Annotated in this window: 10 protein-coding genes; 2 read left to right on the top strand and 8 right to left on the bottom strand. The window is 59.3% G+C overall.

What is annotated here, in order from left to right; all coding sequences use genetic code 11:
• Positions 1-578 precede the first annotated feature (578 nt).
• Entirely contained in the window at positions 579-1,487 is a 909-nt protein-coding gene (locus U1F38_RS12620) for a replication protein RepA (RefSeq protein WP_409987422.1), read from the top strand.
• Positions 1,484-2,533 (top strand): integrase, encoded by a 1,050-nt coding sequence (locus tag U1F38_RS12615; RefSeq protein WP_409987421.1) that lies wholly within the window; start codon positions 1,484-1,486, stop codon positions 2,531-2,533. The genes U1F38_RS12620 and U1F38_RS12615 overlap by 4 nt, the downstream gene beginning before the upstream one ends.
• 132 nt (positions 2,534-2,665) lie before the next feature.
• Here the strand turns inward: U1F38_RS12615 and mads8 are convergent, their stop codons facing one another.
• The 8 genes from mads8 to mads1 are packed head-to-tail and all read right to left on the bottom strand — an operon-like array spanning position 2,666 to position 19,720.
• Entirely contained in the window at positions 2,666-8,221 is a 5,556-nt protein-coding gene (mads8, locus tag U1F38_RS12610) for a methylation-associated defense system ATP-binding protein MAD8 (protein WP_409987420.1), read from the bottom strand.
• Complete coding sequence (gene mads7, locus U1F38_RS12605) at positions 8,197-9,891, bottom strand: methylation-associated defense system protein MAD7 (protein ID WP_409987419.1); 1,695 nt, start codon at positions 9,889-9,891, stop codon at positions 8,197-8,199. Before mads7 ends, mads8 begins: the two co-directional genes overlap by 25 nt.
• The gene (gene mads6 / locus U1F38_RS12600; protein WP_409987418.1) at positions 9,891-14,069 is read right to left on the bottom strand and encodes a methylation-associated defense system protein kinase MAD6; all 4,179 of its coding nucleotides are present in this window, start codon (positions 14,067-14,069) and stop codon (positions 9,891-9,893) included. Before mads6 ends, mads7 begins: the two co-directional genes overlap by 1 nt.
• 1 nt (position 14,070) lies before the next feature.
• Positions 14,071-15,489, bottom strand: coding sequence for a methylation-associated defense system restriction endonuclease subunit S MAD5 (mads5, locus tag U1F38_RS12595; protein WP_409987417.1), 1,419 nt, complete (start codon positions 15,487-15,489; stop codon positions 14,071-14,073).
• The gene (gene mads4 / locus U1F38_RS12590) at positions 15,486-16,142 is read right to left on the bottom strand and encodes a methylation-associated defense system protein MAD4 (protein WP_409987416.1); all 657 of its coding nucleotides are present in this window, start codon (positions 16,140-16,142) and stop codon (positions 15,486-15,488) included. Before mads4 ends, mads5 begins: the two co-directional genes overlap by 4 nt.
• The gene (mads3, locus tag U1F38_RS12585; RefSeq protein WP_409987415.1) at positions 16,139-17,473 is read right to left on the bottom strand and encodes a methylation-associated defense system AAA family ATPase MAD3; all 1,335 of its coding nucleotides are present in this window, start codon (positions 17,471-17,473) and stop codon (positions 16,139-16,141) included. The genes mads4 and mads3 overlap by 4 nt, the downstream gene beginning before the upstream one ends.
• The gene (gene mads2 / locus U1F38_RS12580; protein WP_409987414.1) at positions 17,470-19,512 is read right to left on the bottom strand and encodes a methylation-associated defense system DNA methyltransferase MAD2; all 2,043 of its coding nucleotides are present in this window, start codon (positions 19,510-19,512) and stop codon (positions 17,470-17,472) included. The genes mads3 and mads2 overlap by 4 nt, the downstream gene beginning before the upstream one ends.
• Positions 19,505-19,720, bottom strand: a complete 216-nt coding sequence (mads1, locus tag U1F38_RS12575; RefSeq protein ID WP_054254674.1) for a methylation-associated defense system helix-turn-helix domain-containing protein MAD1 — start codon at positions 19,718-19,720, stop codon at positions 19,505-19,507. Before mads1 ends, mads2 begins: the two co-directional genes overlap by 8 nt.
• Between the last annotated feature and the right edge of the window lie 817 nt (positions 19,721-20,537).

The raw sequence follows: 20,537 nt of genomic DNA, 5'->3' as shown, positions 1-20,537 counted from the left end.
ATTTTTTTCGCGATCTACGTTATTTGGTCACCAGCGCATGACCGACTGATTCACCCAGCCAGGTTGATTCAATGGCTCGGGCTACGGAACACAGTTCCGCTTGTGTCCTCGTTCCGATCGGCTGTCCTGCGTAGCGACACCCCACCTCCCCGGCAACACCTTCACTGAGTTCCGAAGTGCCGCGTGTGCATCGCGCGGTGTTCGGCGGCCAAGCCGCTGACGTCCAGTGAATGGTGACAAATGACCAAAATTTCTCATGCGACTGCAGAAGGCCAGTCGCAACGCATCCTATTCGTCGAGCAACTCTCCGAACTGATCGGAAAAACAACCAACACGATTCGCACGTGCGCGACCAACAAAAAGTACACGCACTTGATCCCACCACATTTCAAGATGCCGCACTCGCGTCGCTTGTGCTGGTGGGAACAAGACGTCCTGCAATGGATCGAGTCGCATCGTCCAGCAAATCCTCCGCCATCAAGGCGGTCAAGAGGAAGGCCGACCAAGGTTGAGCAGCTTGCCCGCGCTCGCTGGCAACAGCACAACGCATTCGTCCAGCATCGCGCAGGGGGTCAGAGATGAAGACCCAAAAGTTGCTGAACAAGCTGCTTACGAACAGCGAATTGATTCATGCCACCTCGCCTGCTGGCGATGACTTGGCTTTCCACCACTCGCTGTTGTGCTCGGTTGGACTTCCCCGACGCCCCGTCACGAGTCGCGAATTTCTGCGGCGAGCCGGGGAAGGATGGTTGCACGTACAGGCAGGAGTCCTTGATGTAGGCGATGGCCCAGTGCTGCAGCCTGTACCTTACGGGAGCATGCCCCGCCTTGCACTCATTTGGATTTCTACCATCGCCAGGCGCTCCAACTCCCGCGAAATATTCATCGGCCGTAGCGCAGCTGAATTTCTAGGAATGCTCGGCTTCGACCAGCAAGGGCACCGGTACTGCACATTGCGCCGACAGCTGCACGCACTGGCTGCCTGCCGGATGCAAATGGGCTTTCGCGGGCGCACGATCAACGAATCGGTGATCAAGCGCATCGATGCTTGGCTACCGTCTGTCCATAGCCAACGCGCGACATGGCCAGGCTCTCTTGTGCTGGATGCCGAGTTCTTTGACGAGCTTGTGCAGCATTCAGTCCCCTTGGATGCACGCGCTTTGCATGCACTGCGCGGATCGGCGTTGGCTCTCGATGTGTACGTCTGGCTGGCGCACCGTCTTCACCGCCTCAACCATCGGCCATTGTGGCTTCCTTGGCGTACCCTCAAAATCCAATTCGGTCACGAATATCAAGGTACGCACGGACACGGCGACTTCTGCACCAGCTTCAAGACTGCCTTGGGAAAGGTCGTGATGGTATATCCAGCTGCAAGGGTATCCGTTCAGCGTGGCGGCATCGAACTGCGTCAATCACCACCGCCTGTATCTGCCAGAACCTGGCTACCAGTCAAGGCACCTTCGTCAGATGTACGGGAGGCAGCATGAACGAACTACACGACAAAATTCAGGAATTGGCAAACCGCTGCCAAGCAATCCTGAATGCCATGCGCTCGACAGATACACACGCGCTGCGAGGCCCCTCGCTCAAAACGAGAATTGCCTACGAGCGACTAGCGCGGCAGCTTCTTCACCGTACGCTGCACACTGAAGGCGGCCTGTTTGCGGTCGTTCAATCAACGACCCGTGTTACCACGTTTCGCAAACGTCTGGTGGCACTGGAACACCTCCTCGGCTCGGAGCAGGAACAACTGACGCGAGAGATGAGCGCTCCGGTCATGCCCGCAGCAGAAATTCTGCACCTGCGCTTTCTGCTGCACCTGAAACACCTGCAAGCGCTACAACGTCTGCGACAGGAAGGCATGACAGGTGAGCGTGCCAAACGCCGCAGCAAGCGTCAGTCACTGGCCGGGCTACCGACCAATTGGCGCATTGCCCTGTGCAAGCGCGCTATAGGCGGCCGGTACCTGTTCTCGCTCATTGTGCTGGCCCTGACCGGGTGCCGCCCGAGTGAGCTGGTACACGGCATCGACGTATGGCGCGGGAAGGACAAAACCACCGGAAAATTTCTGATCCATTTCCGCATTCGGGGGGCAAAGGTCAAAGAATCACAGGGCCAGCCGCTTCGCACGATCTCCTACGACACCAATGATCCTCACCCCTTGATCGTTGTCGTCAACGAATTGCTGGATACCCAGCCGGAACCACGGGTGTTCGCTCAAGTCAGGAGCGCCGTCAATTTGACGGTGGAGATACGCCGCCTGGCGCGCAGCTTGTGGCCCAAGCACAAGCAACCGATCACGGCCTACTGCTTCCGCCACCAGTTTGCCGCCGATCTGAAGGCCAACGGCGACGACGAGGCTACAAGCCGTGGACTGGGGCACATCAGCGCCGAAACCCGGCGCGTGTATGGCACCACCAGTCAGGCTAGCAAAGGGCACCGCCTTCGTCCTCTGCAGGTTGAAGTCGAACGCCCTGTGAAGCCTCGCAGTCGTGGGCCATGCACGAAATGGCGTAGCGAGCCAGCGCCATAGAACCTGTGTGTCGGATTGTCATGCTCACTTATCCACGACAGCCCGACACCACATCGCTGTATGAGCCATAGTAACGGTAACAGCGGGCCGAGCGGCTGGGCACACAGGATCACTCGCCTCCCCAAAGTTCCTTCAATCCTTGACTGCCACCCGCGTAGCGCCGCCGTGCTGAGTTACCCGAGGTCTGCAACGCAGCTTCACGGCCCCTTTGGAAAACGAGTCATCAGTCGCTTTGCTCGACCACACATAGGCCTCTCCCGATTTCAGGAGCGCCATGCGCTCTGGCGTCAAATTGCTCAGCGCTGCATTCGCCTTCTGGATGTGCTTCAACCAGGCGGGTGAGTTGAACTTGTGCATGATGATCTGGCTGGATAGCTCGATCAGACTCACTGGCACCGACGGCGGGTCTTGGCTCGCCACCATGATGCTCACACCTTTGTGTCGCATCTCGCGAACGACCTCTATGAGTCCTGCTACAAGGTCAGGGCTTTCGATGTACTTGTGAGCCTCATCGAACACCACCAGTTTGTTGAAACTGCGGCCATTGATTCGCGCGTCAGCAAACAGCTGCAAGAGCACAACGAATAGACCCAGAGCTTCGTCCTTTTCAATGAACTCATCTCTCAAATCCACGATGATCAGTCGCCCCGGTCGAACGACATCACTCAACGACGTCGCATCGTTGATGTACTCTGCAGCCAAGTCCAGCCGCATCCTGGCCAATTCCTTGAGGTGATCTGGAACAGACGATGCGTCAATACCAGTGCGCAACCCGTCCAGCGTGATGTCGTCGCGCATGGACTTCATGATCCGCATGATCTGCCGGATGTAGGTCGCCTGATTACCCACTGCTCCCATCAGGAATTTCCAATGCGACGCCTTCAGCTCCGACGCTGAGAACTGAAGAGGTAAAACCTCAACATCCGGATATTCAACACGCCGCTCCTCGATCTTGTCTGCCGGCACTAGCAACACAACGTCCGTTAGAGCCCTGGGCGAGGCTCCATACGTCTCCCTCAGCGCCTTGACTTGATCCTCCACACTGTTGGCCCCAACCATCGATGTGAACTCCGGCTTGTAATCCATCGTCGGGCTGTAATGGAAGATCACCGTAGCCAGAGGCTCAGGCAAGCAATTGATACCTGGGATCGCTAACGAGGCCATTTCCGCCACACTGCCTAGTGTGTAGCTTTTTCCACCTCCCTGGACTCCAAACAGGCTGATCGTGTGGGTCTGGTTCAGATCGAGCGCCACCTTGCGCCCGGAAACCTCCCCCAACAAACCAAACTGGGGTGTCGGCCCTGTTGCGCCCAACATGATGTCGTAGGCTACTTGGCTATGGACGATTAGTGCTTCGGTTGAAACCGGCTCAGGCTTTTCGCCTCCCACACTTTCCACTTGCACATCGGAAAGCGGTTCAATGGCGTGCTGCGTCACCGCAAGCTCAGGGGTAGAGGTAGGAGTTTTTGAGGCCCCACTGGCAGACGGCGACAAGAACGGCTTCGACTCAGGCTCGGACACCTGGGTAGTAACAACTGCCGGTCGGAAATCCGAGTACGAAATTCGTGGGCTTTCGTCCCACGTCAGTGTGCGATCACGAGGCGGGCTCAGGAACGCGGCTGTCTCAAAGGTAGGCACAGCAGGCGCCAGCGTCCTGCGACGAAGCAACTCTTCCGTCACCTCGCGGCTCATGTCGGCCGATGAACGTGCAGTCTGAACACTAGCTAGCGTCTCGGTATCTATCACCGCAGCTTCGACCAATTGCCGAATCAAGTTACTTCCAATGCGGTAGAACTCAATGCCGTTTTCTTGCTCCGCAGGCTCCGTGCCAGGTTTGCTGAAATCAAATACGACGGCACTGCGAGTGAACTGCAGCGTGTAAGGCTTCTCGTCAAGACGACGCAAAAAGAAGCGTGCCTCCTGCGCTGCCTCGGGTAAAACCGCGCCATAACGTTTGGCACGTTCCAAATAGAACCCCAGCAATGCAGCCAAATCACGGTTCTTGATAGCGCGGTCGGGACGCTCCGCGTCACCCAGCTTGGGGTCGAAGTGATGCGCGAGCACATGTTCCGTCTGCGCGATCTGTTCAGCAATCGAGGCCTTCAACTGCTCATAAGCGGACAGATCACCGACTTGGGAATAGCACTTCACCTCCACCAATCGGCAGGTGATCACTCTGTTCGCGGGGCCAAGATCAAGATCAAACAAAGCAAGGTCAGTGCGACGGAAATTCACCTCATTCCCGAGCTCTTCCGCGTTCTGACGCAGCGCTTCGTACAGTTCCAGATGAGCGTCCAATGGCACCACGATCTGATTCTGAAACACGCCTTGGTGCTCCAGGAACAAGCGCGACAGCGCAAGACCCATCGCCTCCGCACGCTGTGAGGGTGAAGACAACAACTTCAAGGCCAGACGCCCCGACAACGAGCGCAGTTGATCCAACAGCACCAACGCATGACGTTCAGAGGATGGCAAGTCATAGTCACGCAAAATCGGAGACAGCAGTGCCTCCAACTCTGCAACTGAGCGTGAGGTGATCACCAGCCGATGACTCATCGCATTTGCCATGTCCGGCGAGTGATCGATCAAATAGTCGGGGCGCGTGGCGTGGCGCCGATGATCGAAAAACTCAATGCCTAGGTTGCGGTCAATGGTCATCACCCAGTCACTCACTTCATGAATCTGGTGAAGCATGGCGCGTTCATCGGCCGACAAGCTCAAGGCCACTACCGGGCGTGCATGAGGCAAATACTGACTGCGCGCCAATGTTGCCACGGCAACCGATACCGAGCGAGAGAGACCCCCAATGAGGTCAGATACAGCCTCGGCCCCTTCGATCGGCTGGGGCACACCGTGTAGCGGGCGGCGCAACCAGGTAATCGACTGTTCATCCTCCAGGTAGTCCACCTCAAAGGGTTGGACAAGGCCATGAACGAACGAGGCATCGTCTGAATCCTGAACATCAACCGCACGAATCTCCTCGGCAGGAAACAGATCGAACAGGAAGGACAGGTGTGCGGCATGAGCCTGAGGGTCGTCGCGGAACTCGCGGATCGCTCGAATCGCCAGCCGCAATTTCGGATGCAGATGGCTGTCGGTCGGTGTCGAGAAAGCATCTGCCTCCTTCGCATTGGTGCCCAAGTCAGGCGCGAGAAGTTCCAGCAAGGCCTCCCCTGTTGCTGGTGCAGCAGGATCAAGCGCGAACAAACGGATGTCATAACGCAGGTCGGCGAACTCGGGATGTCTTTGCAGACCGAGCAGCACCTCAGCCAAAGCCGCGGCACGACCTGCGTTGAATGCGTTGATGGTCAACGTTTCCACATATGGATGCTGAATCAAATAGCGTTGCACTCGCGCACCCAGATACGCGCTGTCGATTGCCGCGCCACCAATCGCAGGTTCGGGCAAACCCAGTGCTGAACACACCTCGCCCACCAAACCACGGGGGTCTTCCTCATCGGTCGCCGCGTACAGTGACCAGAAGGGATTGATGTTGTCCACAGCCAAGGCGCTCCGACCCAGCTCTTCTCCGAAGGGCAGCACAGGCGGGAAAGCGACCGGAGCCAACTGTTTGAGTACGGCGTCCCGCACAGGGACTACGAACTCACGGCTGCTTTCGCGACTTCGCTCCAACCACCGCTCGCCCAGTTGGCTCCAAGCCACATGCCAACTGGCTCGCAGCGGATGGGTCGGGCTCAACAACACGGCGTCCCGTCGCCGACCTTGATAGTCCTCCAAGACCAGGCTCACCGAGTCAATGGTGAGCGCACAACGCAGTTCTTCGAACGTCTGCCGGGACATCGGTTCATCCGAGGATGAGCCGCATCGCGTAAGCACTGCGTCGATCCAGGCAAGATAGGCGGCAGCGTAGTTCTGTACTGGATCAAGCAGGCCCAACATGTCGCAGGCTTGCATGATCCAGCGTCGATCGCCCTGCAAAAGCGTGGCAAAAAATGTGACGCGCGCTTCCTGGAATCTTTGTGCCTCCTCTGAAGCGGGCCACTTGAAAGAGACCGAAGAGTGGGTACAGCTGCCGGCAGCGTTGATCGACAACCTCAACCGATTCACACCTGTTGGGTCTTCCAAAAATGCCCGTTCCGAATTTGCCAAAACGCCCGACACCAGGACGTTCGCCTTGCCCTCCTTCCCAAGGCGAACTTCCAGTGTTTCAGCACTGCTGGCGAGCTTGCTGCTGCGCTCCAGCCAGGCAGCACCTGTGATCGAAACAGCAGCGGGGTCGCGATCCTGAACCACCGCCGCAAAACGTGCTCGCAACAAAGCGTGCATCAAGCTGGCCTCACGCGGAACCGCGCGCTGCGGCGGCTCAACCTCTACCTCATCATCGGTAACAACATAGAAAAGGTCGCTCTCGTATGAGAGCGCGTGACCTTCTCCTGAAGCCGCGCCATAACGAATGGAGTTGCCCTGATCATCAGCCAGGGGAATGCGTTCGCCGCTCTCCGTTTCGGCATAGATGCGCACGAAATGCCAACCCTCTTCCCAATCAATCTTTCCGATGGAGGTGAATGAGATCAGTCCCGCATCGGTGTTTTTGCTCCATGCGGCCTTGCGGCGACGCAGTCCAGTCGGGCCGTTATCGCGCGAAACGACCTCCGCCACAAATCGCGCCAGACCTTCTACCTTTGACGGCACAGGATCCACCCTGAAGGACACGCTGAATTTCTTCAGCCCGGTCTTTGAGATCGGCAGCACGCGGTGGCCAATCAACTCCGCAAGCCTTGGGTCTTCTTCATCCTCCTTGATTACCGGCAGGTCAGGCAAATCGACATCCCCGATGAATACAGCATCGGGGTTGACCCCACCGTCCTCGAAGAGCCATTTGTTGAACGCCAAAGGCCAGTTGGCACGATCACGAACGATCAACCGTGTCCATTCCTTTGGATTGGCAACGCCTGTGCGGGCGAAAAATTCCCCCTGTTCCTTGCAGAACACCGGGTCGAGCAATCCCAGCTCCAAAGCGCGTACACGTTCTGTTTTGGTGGACCAGGTAATGCTCTCCACACATTCCCGATTACGGGCCAAGCGTGCAGGCGCACGCTCTGGCTGTTGTAGCCACTCGAAATCTGGAACCAACGCCAGCTCAAACAGTGCTGCCCCCATCGCATCCGGATCGAAGTCGTTGATCTGGCAGGTGATCAGATAGCGGGCGATAGCCGCATCGTCAGCATAGGGCCAGCACGCATCATGACGCCGCAGCTCGCGCAAACCAGCCTCGACCGCCAGCCGCAGCGGAACCGGAACCTCCCTCAGCAACTGGGCATTGAGATCCGCATAAACGCCATCGACCGAGAGCACTTCAAATGTGGCCACACCAAACGAGTCCTCAGCCGACGCTCGCAAGTCGTTGGGCACGAAAACCAACAGAGCTGGTCGCAACTCGTCGTTGGGCAGTGGATTGCGCAGTTCCACCAGCTTGGTACTTGAGACAGACAACTCGGGTGCCTGAGCGCGCAGCGCCTCATCGGCCAAGACCACCACATTGGCCGACGGCACTCTGGCTCGCAGTCCACCGGCCAGACGAATCATCAGATCGCGATCCAGGTCGGTAACTCGCATGCAATGCCCAAGCCCACGCGCGGCCAACACTTCGGCCAGCCTTGGCAGCAGCACCGACTCCAGCGCTGCATTCAGCTCTTGGCTGGTCAGTTCGCGCAGTCCTTGACGCATGTGCGCGCTCCTTCGGTTTTTTCTGCAATGGTGTAACGCGGCACAACGGTCTGGGTCACGTAGGCATCAGACAAATCGCGGTAAAAGCCAATTTCGCGTAGCCGCGCAGTGAATGCCTGAACATTGCTGCGCAAGGCTTTGCGCTCGTCAATGGTGGGCGCCGCGAAGCCTTCCCCCGACGGAAGCTGATCGATATACAAGCCATAGCGATCGCGCAAGAAGGCCAGGAGATCGTCGATCCGCATCTCTCCGGTGAAGTAGCCCTTGTCGCCGCCAGGGCGCAACACCGCGATTTGCAGCAACACCTCCAGCAAGCGGCTATCCAAAGTGAAGCGGCGTGGAGCGTTGCGTGCGCGGGTTTGCGCCAGCAGAGCACCAGGCCGGTTCTTGAGCATCGTCGAGTCCAACGACTCAATGATGTACTTCCGGTGGAAGGCCCCGCGCAGGGCCACGAGAATCTCAATGTAGGTCTCGAAATCCGACAGCCCCATCTTGGTGATGGCCTCGACTTCCGAGTCCAGACCAGCGTCGCCTTCGGACAGTGATTCCAATAAGCCTGCAAGGCGCTCCCCGAAGAACTTGTCGCGCTCTTCCGCAAAAGGCTCGCCCTGCAAACCATACAGCTCCCCCACCGAGAACACCGAATTCAGCGGACGGATCACTTTGCCACGTCGAACCAGGTGCTCGGAAAACTCGTCCAGCTTCTTGGCCACAAAGTACGCGCGCACGAAACCCGGAATACGCCGGTAGTAACCGTCCGCACTACTTTCGGCCAATGCAACGGCATCGGATTCGGCATTCCCTGACAGATCGACGAACAGGCCCAGCTTGTATGGGCAATCTCCCAGTGGTTGATGGGCTTCGCGTGGCTTCACCGGACATGCAGCTTCGCTGCACAGCGCATTGGCACCACCCAGTTTTTGCCAGGCAGGCAAGAGCTTGAGCAAGCGCAGGTGGTAGAGGGCCAGGTGGAAGGCCAGCAGTACCTTCAGGTACTCAACCATCACGGATCGCGGCATGAAAGACTTGTAGAACAGTAAGCGCTGAATGTCTTCGGCCATCAGGTCTGCCGCACCAATGCACACCGGTGCGAAACGATCACCGCCTGCCCGGGTGTCCGCCGTGTCTTTGCGCTGCGAGAGAAAGTGCAGAAGCGTTCCCGTCTCGATGTCGGTCAAGGCCTTGTCGTTCAGCTCGCGCGTGAGCTTGTCGAAGCCATCAAAGAAAAAACTCTTCAGGTGCTCGATCGCGTTGTGCCCCGACCTTTGTCGCGCGTGATACAGCATCTGGTACAGATGCTGTGCAGCGCCGTAGTCACGTGAATGCTTGGGGTTGCGAAAGCGGTAGGTGTAGCCATGCAAAGGGCGGGGGCCAGCCACTGCGGCGTTCTTCCTGCCTCGGTTAACGATGTCCATCAAATGGGTTTCGACCCAGCGCGTGACGATGTCACGGTGCTGCGAAAACCCTAAAAAGCGGTCGTTGGCCTCAAGAATGTCAGCAACAAACTTCTCCACCGTCAGTTCACGCTTGTCACGAAAAACGCTCGGGTAGCCACCGTGCTCCAAACGCTCGAACAAACCCGTGAGGACACGATCCATCTCGATGGTCTTGAAGTCGAGGTAGCTGATCTTGGGAAGACGGAACTCCCTGTCTTTCTTCTGCAAGGCCATCACTGCCCCTCCATATCTTGAACGAGGGCTTGCCCCTTATGCTCCTCTGCCGCCCCTTGCAACAAGCGCATCTCTACACGTCCATCGTCATGGCGCGCCAGCCGGTAGAAATCGTGGCCGGTGGTGGTCAGCAAAATTTCGCTGTAGGGCTGCGCATTGAGACTGTTCTTGAATACACCCAGGCAAAGATAGAAACCCTGCATCTCTTCCACGCTGGGGCGATAGCCCTCATTCAGGCGCATCAGCATCTCGAACACATCTAGGTTGATGCTCAGCTCACTGACCGTGGCGCCCGCACCCTGGCCCTGGAAACGCAGCAATAAACCAGTGGGCAGGTGCTCAACGAACCGCGCCTTGGCCGCGAAGTCCTGAACCTGGAGGGAAAAACCATCCACAGGGAAAAGCCGGTAGCTGCGAATGGTGCCGTGATCCACCTGCCGCAATTGCAGTGCCAGACTTTGCCCGAGGCGCTCCGGCCGTTGCAGCCCCTCCCCTCGGTTGATGGCATACAGGATTTCACCCGTCAGTGCATCCAGCGATGCCTTGCCACGCACGATCTCCACCATCCGCTTCGCAGAACGGTAAGGCAGCATCGTTTCCCAGCTGGCATCACGCCGCTCGAAGAAATGCTTGCGGCGGGCCATCGCCACATACGCGCGGTGCTTGCGGGCACGTTGCGTCACGGTGCCTTCCGACACGCCGCGCGGCAGCTCAGCGAACAGGCGTTTGAACACCTCAAAGTCAAAGCGCCCACGCCGCTCAAAGCGGAACGACGCGCGGTCGTCGGGCTGCACGAAATCCAGGCCCCTATCAAAACGCGGGTCTTCCTGCCTGCCCACGTCCAGCTCGCCAAGCAGCGCAAGAAGGCGATCCAATGTCGGTCGGCCACCACCCATCCAGCTATTGAAGTAATAGTTACTAGCGACCTCGTCATAACGGCCAGCGGCATAAACCGCATGGATGTCGGCACAATCGCGGTTGCCGATCAGCATGAAGGACAGGGCCGAGCGCAGGTCGCGCATGGTGATGTGCAAGCGACCGCGCAGGTGCGCCATCGTGTACAACATCTTGAGCCTCTCTCGCAGGCGCGGGCCGGCAATTTCGTCCTGGAAACTGCGGGCGTTGTGCAAGGCATAACAACTGTCCTTGAGGTCGCAGCGCTCGCAGACTGACCAGTGGCTTGGCTGCACCATGGTGTTCAGCGTCCGCTCCAGGATCGAGCCGCCTTCGGCCTCCGCCACCACACTGCGCAGGTTCAGGTTCACCAGCGCCACGCCAGACTCGGCCTCGCCACTGGCAAACGCGCGCCGCACCAAGGCTGTCAACGCCGCAAAGTCACGCTCATGCGTGGTCAGAAAATCCACCAACCGACCTTCGTTGATCGCAATCAGGCGGATTTCCTGTGGCGTCCAGGCCTTGGCATCCTCGCCCTTGAAGGGCGCCAGAAAATCCAACAACACCTGGTTGTTGTCTTTGTTGCCTTCGTCTTGGCTGCCGTCGTAGTTAATCAAGTAACGCTGCCCCGCCAGGTTGAGCTCGCTGCCATTGGGCAGACCGCGATGCGCTGCACCGCCGCGTGCCTCCACCTCTTTTTCCAGGCGCTGCAAGAACGCTGTCTTGCCATCACCTGCGTTGCCCGAGATCAGCACCAGGCGAAACTCGCCCTGCAAAACCGCTGGCAACAGCTTGCGATCCAGCTCGGTCTCCACGTAGGCGGCATGGCCCAAGGCATCCATGCCACGTGTGCCGGCATTGCTGCGGCTGCTCTGGCTGTAGAGCGTGAGCAGATGCGATACGAAGGCATTGCTGTTTGGCGCTGACTCCGCCAAACCGGCTTGGCCACTGCGAACAGCCGCCGACATGGCCGCCACGCTGACGGTTTGAATGCGGCGGGCATGGCGCACCTCGGCCAGCGCATCTCGGAAATCAACGGCGGTGTGATAGCGCTCAGCCCGGCGCGGGGCAATGGCTTTCAGCACCACACTCACCAGCTCGGGGGCCAAATCAGCGAACCCCGAAAACTCGCGCGGGTCGGGCGCGGGTTTGTTGATGGGGGGCTCCGCCGTATCCCAGGGGTAGCGCCAGGTCAGAGCCTCATACAAGGTCAGGCCCAGCGCGTACAGATCGCGGTCAGCGCGCTCGCCGTTGTGCGGGATCACCTCGGGATCAAAGTCCGGTGGCAGGTAGCGGCGCGAGCCACCTCCACGCGACTCCTTGTCGTCGGCACGCACCGACACATTGAAGTCAATGATCTTCGCGCCCTTTTGCGTCCACAGCAGGTTGCGCGGCTTGATGTCGCAATGGTGAAAGCCTTGGTCATGCAGGTGCACCAATCCATCGATCGCCTGCTTGCCCAGCTCCAGCGCATCTTCGGGCGACAGCATGTGGTCGCGGATCATGTCGCCCACATCCGCGCCTTCCACGTACTCGAACACCAGAAAGGGAATGCCACGGTCTGGAATGACATCCGCGTCCAGCACGCGCACCACATGCGGGTGCTCGGGGATTTGCACCAGGTGGCGGTACTCCTTTTTTAAGCGCTCCAGCGTGGAATGCCGGTCGCTGACGATAAGTTTGACCGTGCGGGCCACATCGCCCAGCGTATCGATGACCTTGTAAACCACGCCAAAGCTGCCGCGCCCCAGCTTCTTCTCGACAATGAACTTGTGCGTGAGTCGATGGCCTGCCGGAAGGTTCAGGTAGTCGATGGGCTCCGGTGCGGTGGTTTCCGCCTCCTGCCCTTGCCCAGCGGGCTCGCTGGGTCTGGCCTGGGGTTGGTCGGCAGCTACCGGCACCGGCTGCAGCAGGGTTTGCAAGCTGGCCAAGGCTGCTGCTGCACCAGGCCGCTGGGCCGCATCAAAGGCGCACAGGCCTTGCAACCAGGCATCAAACGCGGCGTTCAGCTCGGGCCGCAGCGCCGACGGTTTGTGCAGAAACTCACCCTCGCGGTCCCACACCGTAGTGGGCTCGCCCGCAAAGGGCCGTTCGCCGGTAAACAGCTCGTAGAGGATGACGCCCGCCGAGAAGATGTCCGACGCAGCAGTGGCCGCCCCTGGTTCGCGAAAAGCCTCCGGCGCCACATAGGCCTTGTCCACCAGCTCCACAATGTCTGCCGCAATCGTCTGGCTGCGGTTCACGCTGGGCTTGGCAAAGTCGAAGTCCGTCAACCGGGTGGTGCCATCCTGCCCCACCAGCACCGCGCCCGGCGCCAGGTTGCGGTGCACCACAGCGTGTTGGTGCGCGTGCTCCAGGGCGGCCAGCAGGTCTTTGGCCACGCGCCATTTCTGATCCAGCGTCAGTGCCAGTTGCGGGCGCGCCATGTGCACGGTGAGCGCCTGACCCGGCGCGTCGTCCAAGATCAGGATGAACGACTTGTCGTCGTCGGACGGAAAAAAATCCCGTGCCGCGACGATATTGGGGTGCAGCGGCAGCTTGGACAGCGCCCGGTAGGCATTGGCAATGCGCAGGGTTTGCGCCTGGCGCTCGGCATCCGGAAGATAAGGGTCGGCCTGGTACACCCGCAAGCGGGCCGAGCCACCGGCAAAGGCGTTTTCGGCGCGGTACTCGGTATAGGAGGCAGCAGCGCCCAGCTTTTCCTTGACCACCCAGTGGCCAAAGCGCGGCACGCTGGACGCGGGCTTCACCACCTTCAAGGCATGCAGGATCAAACCCTGCTGCTGCAGGATGCTCCGGGAAAAGCGCGGCGGAATGCGCGTGGCGTCCTTGAAATACCGCTCCGCGTCCTTGAGCTTCACCACCCGGTCTGCATCAAGCTGTTCGCGGTCGCTCAGATGGGCATCCGGCGCGGTCAGCACAATGGCTGCATCCACATACATGTCATCCAGCTCGTGCCGCCCCGGATGGGCCTGGGTGATCAAGCCCTTCACCGTGCGCGCGTGCCCGCGCAGCTTGGCCAGCGGCGACGGGAACGGCGCCCGCCCCTCAGGAAACCACTTGCTGCCATACACGTCGATGCTGCCGCGCGTGCCCTTCACGTCGATCAGGTACAGGGCATGGGGCGTGAGCAGCGCGAGGTCAATCTCAAAGCGCTCGCCCTGGCGCTCGATCTCGAAGTTGTGCAGCAGGGTGTAGTTGTCGGGCAAGCGATCCCGCAGGTGGGCGATCGCGGCGCGTTCGGCGTCATTGACCGGTTGGCCTACGGGGATCACTTTGGCCATTTCAAGCACTTCCTCCTATTGAAGTTTCGACTTTCTGAATCGCCTTCGCCTCAAGGGCATCGGCTTGATCTCGGTCTTTGAAAGCAATTCTTACGATTGTCTCAATTTCAGCACGTTTATCCGAAGTCAAAAGAGGAACCGGCATTCTTGAAACAAAACCAATATGAATCTCTTGCTGCTTGCTTCCTGTACTCATTGATCTAAGCGCCCGAAACGCAATTTCACTACGTAAGAATGCGAATAAATATGCGCCAGAAAATCTTTGATCCCCGGAAACAACGCGAAGAAAGTGCTGCGAATATGCAAAATCAAGCCATCGACCAGTTACCAATATTGGCCGACAATAAACCTCCCCTTCACCCAGAGTGCCGCTTGATGCGATCAGCACCGACTCATCGATAGCGAAGATTCCAGCCGGAGCATGTCTCGGCGAAATCCATCGCCCCTCTGGCTGCAACCAAAACCCCTGCTTTTGTCCAACAAGACGCACTCCTTCACTTGGCTCACAATCGATTCGTTTGAACCTTGCACCAGTACTAAGATATCCGTCCCTGCATATTTCCCCAAGCTGCACCGAACCTGCCTCTAGGACGCCAGAAAGAAGATGGCGAACTCTGGGAGAATAATTTGATGCCCGCATTGAACGAGAAATCGAAATATTCTCAGAAAATGAGATTTCCGGCTGGAGTGAGTGCCATTTATCGGGTGGGCAGTCATCCAGCCCAGCATAATCAAGCAATTTTCTAGTGGCTTCGTTAATGCCGCCTTGAAAATTGGTGCGCAATCTAGCCGCCGATTGAATAAGATCGTTAATCTCCAACTCGAAATTTGAATTAAATCGAGGAATCTCAATATCTTCGATGTGCTCAGGCTCGATGTGCTGAATGATGGCGCCATAGGTGCCCGAGACCACCAAGGGCACACCGTAGCGGCTGGACAGGAAGGCGTACAGGTAGCCCGGTGGAATGCGCTCGGGGTCGGGCACGACCTTCAACACATCCTGCGACGACCAGATGCCATCCATATCTGGGCGGACATAGGTCATGCGGCCAATGGTGCCAGAGCAGGAAATTAGCGTCATCCCTGGGCGTAGCCGCAAGTACGACAAGCGCGAAGACTCGGCGTCCTTCCTGCGTAGCAACGGCAACGTACTCAAGTCGGCCAGCAACATGGAGCCGCTACTGATAAAAGGCACACCATGTTCCGGAGATTCGACATAGTTGCGCTTGAACATTGGCCCGTTGTAGATACCCCCTGCATGACCAACCGTCAGCGTGCGCAGCGCATCCTTGCGCACCTTCAGTTGCCGCAGCGCATCCCGCGCTTCCAGCGCACCCGACATATAAGGGTTGCAGTCCAGCCGGCGCCCACCTTCCTCCAGCCAGGCCGCGCGCACGGCCTTCCACTTGGGACCGCTCATTCCGCCCCCTCCGGTGCAAACCAGGCTTGCAGGGTGGCGTGCAGTTCGCCAAAGGCCGCATCGGTGCAGCCCATGGTAGAAACCTGCGCGGCCAACTGCTGGTAAATCGCCGACGAGCGGGGCTGGCGGGTTTGCCGCAGCACCCATTGGGCGGCCTCTTTGGGGCGCGGCGGCTTGGCTGCGTCCAGCGGCCACCAGCCTTTGTCGGCCAGCAGTTGCCGCAGCGGCGGCTGGCCCTTGTAGCGCAGGGCCTGGGCCACCTGCGGCTTGTCTTGCCACAGCCAATTTTCCAGCTCCGGGTCGATGGGGATCACCTTGACCGCATCGGTGGCCCAGCCGCTCGCCAGGAGCTGCTCGGTAATGTGGGCCTCGATGGCGGCCTTGCCCGGCGAGCCATCCCATTCGCAATCGAGCACGACGATGGCGTGCTGGTGGCTGGACTGGTAGGGGCGCAGCAGCTCATGCCCCTTGGTATAGACGCCGGGGTCGTTGCCGCCCTCGTCCACGATCAGGTCGGCGCCGACATGGGTGTTGATCTCGAACGGTGCACAGCCAAGGCTCTGATGCCAGCCTTCGCGCTGGAAAAAGCCACGAAAGGCGGCGGCCATGTTGCTGTCGGCCACCAAGATGACGCAGGGGCGCTTGTGCATCATCCCAGCACCCCCGCCGCGAACAGGCTGCCCAGGTCGATGCCGCCGCGCCATTCCTGCAGGCGCGGGTGCTCGGTACCCGGCACCATTTCCACGCCGCCTTCGCTGGCCAGCCGGGCGCACAACAATTGGTCGAGCTGGGCGCGGGCGAGCACCACGGGCGAATGCGAAGACACCCAGACCTGGCTGTCGTACAGGGACGAGAGCGATTGCAAAACGGCCTCGATGGCGCGGGGGTGGATGCCGTTTTCCGGCTCTTCCGTCACCAGGATGGCCGGCTGTTTGCTCAGGTAGGGCAACAGCGTCAGCGTGAGGATGCGCAACGTGCCCTCAGACAAGCCGGCGGACGGCACTTTGAAGTCACCCCGGTAGCTGACCACGAAGTAGGCGTGGTGGTCGTCTTCACGCTCGCGCACGTCGATGTCCACGATCTGGGGCAGCGCCGTTTGCACGTGGGCAATCCAATCGGCATAGCGTTCGCTGCGGTAGGTGGCTGGAGCGTCTTTGCTGGCGCCTTCGCGCTTTAAGTCCAGCGCCAGCCACGGGATGTTGCGGCCATTGGCGGTAATGACTTTGGGCTGCCCTGGCGGGCTGGCCTGGCGCATGGCGGCCCAATCGGGGTCGAGGAATACCGCGTCCGCAGTCAGCAGGCCGAGCAGCCAGCGCGCGGCCGGGTAACCGGCCTCGGCCTCGAACAGCACGCGCGGCATGGCCAGCAAGGTGTCTGGCAAGCCGACTTGGGCATTCTTGGCCTGGGGGGTTTCGGGGTTGAATTCGGCCTGGTAGCCAAATTCGCGTTTCAAGATCAAGTGCCAGTTTTTTTGGTCTTCTGCAGCCACGCCATGGAGACCGGCCAGACGCCGGTCGGGCTGATGCGCTTCGGGGAACAGAAACAGGTACTCGGCGACCACCTGGAGGTTGCGCTCTTCACCGATGCGTAGGCCCAGTTCGTAGCGGATATGGGTGGGCCAGCGTGCGCTGTCGTTTTGCAGCGCTTGACGCGCGCGCTCATTACGGCGGTCAAACATGCCACCCAGCACTTTGCTCTGAACATCGTCGGGCAGGCGCGCCTCGACCGCCAGAGAAAAGTCGTTGCCCCGGCCTGCAAACACCAGTTCGCTCAAGCTGCCGGCGCGCGGCGCAAGATCGGCCCGTCGCTCCAGAAAGGGGATCGCCACGTTGTTCGTGCGCAGCAGCTCGCCCAGCAGCACGGGCAAGTCGAGCAGAGTGGTCTTGCCCGAGCCGTTGGCCCCGACCAAAACCCTGAAGTCACCAACATCAATGCCCAAGCGCTCGAAGCAGCGGTAGCGGGTGGCTTCCAGTCGCGTGATCATTGGCCTGGCTCCGGGTTTTTGGCGCGAAATTCGGCGTAGGCCTTGGCGATCTCGGGCAGGTCGTCGTCGATGATGCGCTCCTTGCGGTGCAAGATGCGGGTTTCAAGCTTGCCGCCTCGGCGCACCTTTTCTTCCACCGTGACATCGACGAGGATTTCCTCGCCGTCCGGGTGGCGTTTGTAGAGGGTGTTGCCACGGCGGTCGAAACCCACCTTCTCGGCCACGGCCATGAAGACGGGGTAGTCTTGCTTTTGCCCCAAGTCTTCGGCCTGGATGACTTCTTCGGGCTTGCGCTTGAGGAAGAGCAGGCTGGTGAGGATGTTGACGTTGGCTTCGACGATGAAAGATTCGACCGGCAGGTCGATGCTGGCCAGCACCCAGCAGTGCCGCAGAATCCAGTAGCGGATGAATTCGTCCCCAGGGTTTCCAAGGATGCCATCGGGTAGGACGATTCCCATGCGGCCGCCGGGCTTGAGCCACTTGACGCAGCGCTCGATGAACAGCACTTCGGGCGATACGGCGGGCTTGATGGCATTGCCCATCACGAAGCCGTCGCCTTGCCGCTCCCAGCGGCGGGCCAGCCCGTACTGTTCCAGAATGGTCTTTTCGGTGACCGGGATGTCTGAACCAAACGGCGGGTTGGTCATCAGCACATCGATGGAGTCGAGCGGCATGTTGTCTCTGGCGGGCTGAACGCCCGGCAAATCGCCACGCGGAAACTCCAGCGAGTTCATGTGATAGAGGTGGCCCAGCGAGTTGCTGGCCATCATCACGTTCATTTGTGCGGCGCGCACCAGGAAGGGGTCGAAATCAGCCCCAAATAGATTTTTTGCGGCGTAGCTGGCCAGCCGTTCGCGAATGGACAGAAATTCATCGGTGTTCTCTTCGCCGGCCTTGACGTGTTTCTCTTCCTGGAACTGCTTGTTGAGGTAGTTCAGGGTTTCAACCAGGAAGCCGCCCGTACCGCACGATGAATCCAGTACGCGCTCGTGTTCCTTGGGGGCGAGCATTTGCACCACGAGGCGAATGGCACCACGCGGGGTGAAGTATTGGCCACGATCCCCACGCAGGTTGGTGCCCACGATTTCCTGGTAGGCCGTGCCCTTGGCATCGACATCGGTGCGGCCAAAGTCATAGCGTGCCAGCTCGGAAACGATGAAGGCGAGCGCCCGGTCGGACAGGGTGATTTCTTCGTTGCCCTTGAACAGGCCGTGGTACTTCTTCTTGACCGCCTCGAAAAGCGGCTTGATGCGCTTGCGGATTTGCTCACGTCCAGCAGGGTCGAAGGGTTCGAACGCGCCCACCCAGAACCGCCGCGCTTCGTTGGGCTGCTGCTCGTCATACATCTTGCAGAAGATGAGATACAGAAACTGCCAGAACGCAGCGTCCTTGGGCATGCCTTCATTGCCGTGGATGTAGTTGTGGCAGCGCCTGAAGGCGATGCGCAGCATTTCCGGCTCGGCACGGCGCAAGCGCCCCATGGAACGGCCTTCGACGCTGAAGGTGTCGTCGCCCAAGGGCCAGTCGCCGATGGCCTTGAACTTGGTGTCGAAGCGGGTGACTTCCTTCTTGAAAAAGAAGAATTCCAGCCCGTTGGTCCACAGGCCGTAGTCGCAACTAGCGACTTCGGCCATCACGGTTTCGAGTAGCTCAAACTCTTTGCGCGCCTCTTCCGGGTCACGCATGCGGTAAGCGCCCTTGATGCCGATCTTGGGCTCTTTCTCGACCACGACGGTGCGGTAGAGGTTGTCTTCGGTGTGAGGCTGCCCTGGTTTGAAGATGGCAATATCAATCTTGCGGTTCTTGCCGTGCAGCTTGACCTTGAAGTCCGGCTCCATGTCTTCGGCGGCAATGCCGTATTCATGAATGATGGCGCGGGCGACGCGCTGACGCACCCGCTCCTTGTCAGTTTCTTTGACCTGCTTGCCAGTGATGTAGTCAAAGACCTTGCCCTCTTCGAGCGCACTCTCGGGCGCATGGGCTTCTGGATCGAGGTCACTCATATCGCTGTTGTCCTGTGTGGGGCGCTGCTTAGGCATTGCGCGGCTCCTTGTCGTCAAAGTCGTCGCTGCCGGAGGCGGCACCTCCTTCCCGCACCCAGGCGTCCACGTCTTCCTTCTTGAACTTCCAGAAGCGCCCGACCTTGTGCCCCGGCATGCCTTTGGAGGTGACCCAGGAGTAAATGGTGTCCCTGGCAACGCCAAGATAGTCAGCGATTTCATCCACGGAAAGCCAGCGGTCGTCCATATCAATATCCATGCACGTGCGAACGGAAACGTACCGTGACAACGGCGACAGTTGAACACAGTGTAAGCCAGCCTGACGAGGCTGAGTCCGGTTTGACCAAGTTTGAGCCGAATGAGGCCGTTTGAACCTGCTGTGGAATCGCCATCGACTTGGTTGACTGACCACTCCAGCACCATGGTGACACCAAACTGCTCCTTCGCAGCACGCAATTAACACCAAAATGAACCAACTTGTCCCCTTGGTGGCACCCACACGGCACGCTCACAACACGCTCACGGCACCGTGACGACACACAGGTCGCAAATGGCACAGGTCACGGCAGCACCACGAGAGCACCCAACGAGCACGCATACGGCTCCGTCATGGCTCCTTGACGGCACGCTGCCAGAGACAGGCTTCGTTTTTTGCACTCCAGCACCATGGAGTCTCTCTCCCAACACCACCGTAGCACGCTGGCAGCGCCTATATGGCACCTTTGTAGCACCGCACCTGGACGCAAAAGCTACAGAGAACACCTGTCCCCAGCGCAAATCGCCCCCATTCTTTGTGCTGGTCGATGAAGCACAAAGAATGGGGCCACTGGGTCAGATTTCGGGAGAAATCGGGCACGGCGGCATCCTGGGGACAAAGCCGCGCGTTCCTGCGTCCGAAGCGACGGCTCCTTTTGCGGCCACTTGCCGCGTTGCCGCCACTCGCGGTCTTGTGGCCTGCAGCGATGGTGTTACCTTGGAGCAATCCAGCCCGCCCAGGCTCACCAATCCTTGAGATCGGAAGGATTTACCGCCTCATCGCACCGCGCTCAACAAAGTCCACACAA

It is taken from the genome of Ottowia sp., assembly GCF_046348305.1.
Taxonomy (GTDB): Bacteria; Pseudomonadota; Gammaproteobacteria; order Burkholderiales; family Burkholderiaceae_C; genus Ottowia.
The sequence above is the reverse complement of the archived record's forward strand: the minus strand, read 5'-3'. Positions and strand labels throughout refer to the sequence as shown.